This window comes from Flavicella sp., from assembly GCF_037132785.1.
In the GTDB taxonomy this organism is placed as follows: Bacteria; Bacteroidota; Bacteroidia; order Flavobacteriales; family Flavobacteriaceae; genus Flavicella.
Map to the genome: position 1 here is coordinate 1 of NZ_JBAHZZ010000145.1, position 6,196 is coordinate 6,196.

The 6,196-nt window shown below is 31.9% G+C and carries 7 protein-coding genes; 6 read left to right on the plus strand and 1 reads right to left on the minus strand.

The features are described from left to right. Nucleotides 1-78: 78 nt before the first annotated feature. The gene (locus V5787_RS09530; RefSeq protein ID WP_336893004.1) at nucleotides 79-291 is read right to left on the minus strand and encodes a transposase family protein; all 213 of its coding nucleotides are present in this window, start codon (nucleotides 289-291) and stop codon (nucleotides 79-81) included. Nucleotides 292-705: 414 nt separating this feature from the next. Here V5787_RS09530 and V5787_RS09535 point away from each other — a divergent pair, with 414 nt between their 5' ends. From V5787_RS09535 to V5787_RS09560, 6 genes are all read left to right on the plus strand, one after another. After that, on the plus strand, nucleotides 706-1,143 hold the full coding sequence (locus V5787_RS09535; RefSeq protein WP_336893005.1) for a hypothetical protein: 438 nt from the start codon (nucleotides 706-708) through the stop codon (nucleotides 1,141-1,143). A 186-nt stretch (nucleotides 1,144-1,329) separates the two neighbouring features. Next, nucleotides 1,330-1,659, plus strand: coding sequence for an iron-sulfur cluster assembly accessory protein (locus V5787_RS09540; RefSeq protein ID WP_336893006.1), 330 nt, complete (start codon nucleotides 1,330-1,332; stop codon nucleotides 1,657-1,659). Between the two features lie 30 nt (nucleotides 1,660-1,689). Beyond that, the gene (gene sufB / locus V5787_RS09545) at nucleotides 1,690-3,138 is read left to right on the plus strand and encodes a Fe-S cluster assembly protein SufB (RefSeq protein WP_336893007.1); all 1,449 of its coding nucleotides are present in this window, start codon (nucleotides 1,690-1,692) and stop codon (nucleotides 3,136-3,138) included. A 77-nt stretch (nucleotides 3,139-3,215) separates the two neighbouring features. Next, complete coding sequence (gene sufC, locus V5787_RS09550; RefSeq protein WP_336893008.1) at nucleotides 3,216-3,968, plus strand: Fe-S cluster assembly ATPase SufC; 753 nt, start codon at nucleotides 3,216-3,218, stop codon at nucleotides 3,966-3,968. A 10-nt stretch (nucleotides 3,969-3,978) separates the two neighbouring features. Further along, complete coding sequence (sufD, locus tag V5787_RS09555) at nucleotides 3,979-5,301, plus strand: Fe-S cluster assembly protein SufD (RefSeq protein WP_336893009.1); 1,323 nt, start codon at nucleotides 3,979-3,981, stop codon at nucleotides 5,299-5,301. 94 nt (nucleotides 5,302-5,395) lie between these two features. Then, complete coding sequence (locus tag V5787_RS09560; RefSeq protein WP_336893010.1) at nucleotides 5,396-5,605, plus strand: hypothetical protein; 210 nt, start codon at nucleotides 5,396-5,398, stop codon at nucleotides 5,603-5,605. Nucleotides 5,606-6,196 lie beyond the last annotated feature (591 nt).

Consider the following 6,196-nt stretch of genomic DNA (forward strand, 5'->3'; position numbering starts at 1 on the left):
AGAATTGACCCAATCTATAAAACAGGTTTCAAATTGAGAACTATCTATGGATCAAAACACCCTATTTATAGTGTCTTCTCAGGGAATACCATTTGTTAATTGTAAGAATTTTTTCAAAAATTGTTCTTTTGAACTAGCAAATTCAACCATTTGTTTCCATGTTTCTGCCTCACAAATTACCGAAATTATACCAATAAGAAGGATGTCAACCAAGTCATGTAACTTGTTTATATCGCTTCTAGGGTCTTCTACCTTACCAAAAACACTGACTAATTTACTTTTTGAATCCATAACTATATTTGCCTTATTGTCAGTATAATACGCTAAAAATCAACAATATAAACAACTACAAGTCAATCGAATTAACTTGAAAAAAGTGTGAGTTTGCCCTGAGATTTAGAAAAACCCTGTTGAAGCATTAAAGAGATTTCGTACCTTTGTCCGTTGGGATATTACAACTTTTTAGAAGGGGAACTATGTAAAAATTATATCCATTTAGATAATAGGAGATATTATCTCTCATTCTTCTGAAAAATTAATTTTTTTTTCGAACTCTAAAAACTGTATTTATTATTTGATTTTAGGATTTGATATAAACTAAAAAGAATTATTGTTTTGAGATATAAAAAGATAAAAACCTCACTGCTTTATGTGTTTTTTATTCTTTGCTTTAAAAAAGGGTTTTCGCAAAGTCATTATCATATTATGGCGTCTTTAGATCCTAAAATGAAAGTCCTAGGACCTTATGATTATAGTGACAAAGGAGAATTGAATTTTTTATTTCGATTTGGATATCGATTTAAACATATAGAGTATTCTGTATTTTTGGAAACTTTTGATGCGATTGGTTATAGAGCCTATGGACTAAATGCTAATTATTTTTTTTTACTTGAGGATTCAAAAAGAAGGTTTAATCAATGGGAATTGGGGTTAGGACCAGGGATTGGTATTGTTGATAGAAAAAAAATAAACGTTGAAGGGTTTTTTTTTGAGGTAAATGGAGAGGTTCGCTATTTTTTCAACAAACACTTAGGAATTTCTTTGTTGGAAAATTTAAAGCATCGAACAGATTTGGTCATTCGGTATAATGAAAAAAGACCATTGCGTTTGAGTGGTTTTTTAGGGATAATTTATCGATGGTAGCTTATCTAACGAGTAGAGTTCACTAATTCGGTTTGAGTTTTGAGAGTCCTTTTTTAATCACAAAATGCAAGGATTCGATATAAGTATCCTCTATTAGTCTATAGATAAATACAAGTTGGATTTGTTATGAATACAGTTTGCAAGTTGTATCTTTGTGTACACTTAATAAAGTTAAGGAGTTAAATTATGATAAAAGTTTCAGACATAGCAAAAAAGAAAGTTATCGAATTGATGACCGATGATGGGTATGATTCTGCTATAGACTATGTTCGTGTTGGTGTTAAAAGTGGAGGATGTTCAGGTTTGTCTTACGATCTTGATTTTGACAAAAACTTCAATAAGGATGATAAGGTTTTTGAAGACAATGGAGTGAAAATTATTGTTGATAAAAAAAGCTTTTTATATTTGGTAGGAACTACACTAGAGTATTCTGGTGGTTTGAATGGAACAGGTTTTGTTTTTAATAACCCAAATGCAAATAGAACTTGTGGTTGTGGAGAATCGTTTTCACTTTAATTTATTAAATCTTTTAATTTTAAATTAATTATGTCAAAATATACGGAAGACGATTTAAAAAAGGAACTGGAAACTCAAGAATACGAGTATGGTTTTTATACAGATCTAGAGTCTGAGACCTTTCCAAAAGGTTTAAATGAAGATATCGTTCGTGCAATTTCAAAGAAGAAAAATGAGCCAGAATGGATGACAGAATGGCGATTGGATGCTTTTAAAATTTGGAAACAAATGAAAGAGCCAGAATGGGCAAATGTACGATATAAAAAGCCAGATTTCCAGGCGATAAGTTATTATTCGGCACCTAAAAAAGCCGATCCTAATAAAAGTTTGGACGATGTAGATCCAGAACTATTGGAGATGTACAAAAAATTAGGAATTTCTATTGATGAGCAGAAAAAAATGCAAAACATTGCAGTTGATATTGTTGTAGATTCTGTTTCAGTAGCTACAACTTTTAAAAAGACCTTGGCTGAAAAAGGAATTATTTTTATGCCTATTTCAGAAGCGATTCAAGAGCATCCAGAATTGATAAAAAAATATATGGGTACGGTTGTGCCTAAAACAGATAATTTTTATGCAGCGTTAAATTCTGCTGTATTTACGGATGGCTCTTTTTGTTATATTCCAAAAGGCGTAAAATGTCCAATGGAATTGTCTACTTATTTCAGAATTAACGAAGGGGGAACTGGACAATTTGAACGTACTTTGTTAATTGCCGACAAAGGTAGTTTTGTAAGTTATTTAGAAGGATGTACCGCACCTGCAAGAGACGAAAATCAATTGCATGCTGCAGTTGTCGAATTGATTGCTATGGATGATGCAGAAATTAAATATTCTACCGTACAAAATTGGTACCCGGGAGATAAAGAAGGCATTGGAGGTGTGTATAATTTTGTGACTAAGAGAGGTATTTGTGAAACAAGTGCAAAAATCTCATGGACACAAGTAGAAACCGGTTCTGCGGTTACTTGGAAGTACCCTTCTTGTATTTTAAAAGGAAATAATTCAATTGGAGAATTTTATTCTATTGCAGTAACAAATAATTTCCAACAAGCAGATACTGGTACTAAAATGATTCATATTGGTAAAAACACCAAGAGTACAATTATATCAAAAGGCATCTCTGCAGGAAAATCACAAAATAGTTATAGAGGTTTGGTGCAAATCAATTCTAGAGCAACAAATGCTCGTAATTTTTCGCAATGTGATTCTTTATTGATGGGAGATCAATGTGGGGCACATACTTTTCCTTATATAGAGGTTAAAAATACCTCAGCACAAATAGAGCATGAAGCAACTACTAGTAAAATTGGTGAAGATCAATTGTTTTATTGCAATCAAAGAGGAATTGATACTGAAAAGGCAATCGCATTGATCGTAAATGGCTTTAGTAAAGATGTCTTGAATAAATTGCCAATGGAATTTGCCGTTGAAGCACAAAAATTATTAGAAATCAGTTTAGAAGGATCCGTTGGGTAAAACGATAAATCGTTGCACTGTGTAATAGTTTAAAAAGACTTTAAATTACACGATTATACAAATTAACAATATAGAAGATGTTAAAAATAGAAAATCTACGAGCTAGAATAGGAGATAAAGAAATTCTTAAAGGATTGAATCTTGAAGTAAAAGCAGGTGAAGTACACGCTATTATGGGGCCAAATGGTGCCGGAAAAAGCACTTTGGCATCTGTAATTGCAGGTAAAGACGAGTATGAAGTAACAGACGGGACTATCGAATTGAACGGTGAAGATATTAGCGAATTAGCTCCTGAAGAAAGAGCTCATGCGGGTGTGTTTTTGTCTTTCCAATACCCGATTGAAATTCCAGGTGTTACAGTTACCAATTTTATCAAAGCCTCTATCAATGAGTCTAGAAAGGCACAGGGCTTAGAAGATATGTCAGCGAAAGATTTGCTAAAAAAAATTCGTGAAAAATCTGAGTTATTAGAAATCGATAGAAAATTTTTATCTCGTTCTTTAAATGAAGGTTTTTCTGGAGGAGAGAAAAAAAGAAATGAAATTTTCCAAATGGCAATGTTAGAGCCGAAGTTGGCAATATTAGATGAAACAGATTCTGGATTGGATATTGATGCTTTACGTATTGTAGCAAATGGCGTAAATAAACTAAAATCGAAAGACAATGCGGTTATTATAATTACACATTATCAGCGTTTGTTAGAATATATAGTTCCGGATTTTGTTCATGTTTTGTATGACGGTAAAATTGTGAAATCTGGCACTAAAGAATTAGCTTTAGAATTAGAAGCAAAAGGTTACGATTGGATCAAAAAAGAATTGAACGTATAATTTCAAAAAGATGGAATTAAAAGAAAAATTAGTATCCTCTTTTTTAGCCTTTGAAAATAAGGTTGAAATAGATATAGATTCAAATGTCCACGAAATTCGTTCAAAAGCATTTAATAATTTTGAGAATTTAGGCTTTCCTACTAAAAAAGATGAGGAATGGAAATATACAAGCTTAAACGCTATTTTAAAACACGATTATAGTGTGTTTCCTAAGAGCGTCGTATCACTTGCCTACAATGAAGTTAAAAAATACTTTATCAACGAAACAGATTGTTATAATCTTGTTTTTATTGACGGAAAATTTAGCTCATTTTTGTCAGAAACTACACATGATGGTATGGATATTTGTGTAATGTCTGCCGCCTTATCAAAGCCAAAATACAAAATGATTGTTGACGCATATTTTAACAAATTGGCTTCAGAAAACAATAGCCTTTCAGAGTTAAATACAGCATTTACTCAAGAAGGTGCTTTTATTAATATCCCTAAAAACAAGGTTGTTCCTAAGCCGATCCAAATTATCAATTTTTCTACGGGTAACGAGCAGGAAATTTTGATTCAACCTAGAAATTTGGTTATTGTCGGAGAAAATGCATACGTTCAAATTATTGAGCGCCATCAAAGTTTAACGGCGAATACTACCTTAACAAATTCTGTTACAGAAATATTTGTAAACAAGAGAGGAATCGTTGATTTTTATAAAATGCAAAATGATGTTGAAACGGCTTCGTTAATTGATTCGACATTTGTTTCTCAGAAAAGGGATAGTGTTGCCTCGGTACATACCTTTTCGTTTGGAGGTAAATTGATACGTAATAATTTAGAATTTTATCAAAACGGTGAGCATTGTGTATCACATATGAATGGGATTTCTATTTTGAATAAAAAACAACATGTAGATAATCATACCTTGGTAGAACATAAAGCTCCTAATTGTGAGTCCCATGAAATGTATAAAGGGATTTATGACGATAGCTCTACTGGGGTTTTTAATGGAAAAGTAATTGTTGAACAAGCTGCTCAAAAAATCAATGCTTATCAGCAAAACAACAATGTCATTGTTGGTGATAGGGCTTCGGTAAATTCAAAACCACAATTAGAAATTTTTGCTGATGATGTAAAATGCTCTCATGGTTGTACAATTGGACAATTGGACGAAAGTGCTTTGTTTTATATGCAACAACGTGGAATTCCGAGGAAAGAAGCTAAAGCTTTATTGATGTATGCTTTTTCTAATGAAGCTTTAAAGAATGTAAAAATTCCTGAATTAAAGGCGAAAATTAATAAGATTATTGCTAATAAATTAGATGTAAGTATCGGGTTTGATATGTAATAAAAGACCGTTGCAAGGTACATGACAAAAACAAAGATCCAAACTTAGGTTGTATGTCATTGTTTGTTAGCTTATTAAGGCTTATATTTAAGTTATGAAACTACAAATAACACCTACTTTTGCAGATGGCATTTGTGATTTACGTACAAGAAAGATAAAAGCTACATTTTTCAGTCAAATAAATATTCTTATCGATTGGGATCGAATTTCAAAAATAATAGACAAGGACTATTCCAGGGGTAAAAGTGCCGTTGGTAAGCCTTCCTATGATGGTTTGTTGCTTTTTAAAATGTGTCTTTTGTAGAGTTGGTATTGTTTAAGCGATTACGAAGTAGAAGATAGACTTATTAACCTCGCATCTATATATCGTTAGTTTTACGCGGCATATTTTATGTTGTGATGTTTAAAATATTTGACTACCCTTTTGCTATCATTTTGAAGTGTTTTCATGTGATTTTATAAATTTTCCTTCATCTTTTCTTGTGTCTTAGGAGCTGGTTTATCAGAGAGTCCATATTTTAAATCGCAGTTAAGATATTCATCTGGGTTTCGTTCAGGTGAGTATGATGGTAAGTAAAACCTCCATTCAATAACTTAACGCAACAAATCTAAATTTATAGATTTGTAAAATGGCAGTAAAAAAACATAGACGACTTACTCGTAAAGAAAGAGTATAAATTGAGACTCTTTTAGAAGAGAAAAAGAACAAAACATACATTGCTAAAACTCTAAATAGAGCTCGCTCTACAATTAGTAGAGCAGTTAATAAATGGGTTAAAAAAAAGACAGATAAATACGATGCAGACCTAGCACATTGGTGTGTGAAACAAGATTATTTAAACAAAAGAAACCTTGATAAAATAAGCACCTATTCTTTACTGAAGTTTTTTGTCTA